Below are 295 nucleotides of genomic sequence, written 5' to 3' on the forward strand. Positions count from 1 at the left end.
CCAGACGGCGGCCGGACCGAAGCCGCTGCCGGTGGACAGGGCCACATACACCTTGGCGTCCGCATCGTGCGTGAAGGTCACGATGTCGTCCTTGCCGTCACCGTTCACATCACCGACGGCCGGGGTCTCGTGGCGCTGTGCGAAGAAGTCGTGCCAGACGGTGGCGGGTCCGAAGCCGTCCCCGTTGGAGAGCGACACGTAGACATCGGCCTCGGGGCCGTGCGCGAAGGTCACGACGTCGTCCTTGCCGTCGCCGTTGAAGTCACCGCTCAGCGGGGTCTCGCCGCCCGGGGCG

The 295-nt window shown here is 69.2% G+C and carries 1 protein-coding gene; it reads right to left on the reverse strand.

Annotated elements, in window-relative coordinates; translation table 11 throughout:
• On the reverse strand, positions 1-295 hold a 295-nt coding region (locus tag H0H10_RS03385), incomplete at both ends, for an FG-GAP repeat domain-containing protein (protein ID WP_188179282.1).

This window comes from Streptomyces griseicoloratus, from assembly GCF_014534645.1.
Lineage (GTDB): Bacteria > Actinomycetota > Actinomycetes > Streptomycetales > Streptomycetaceae > Streptomyces > Streptomyces griseicoloratus.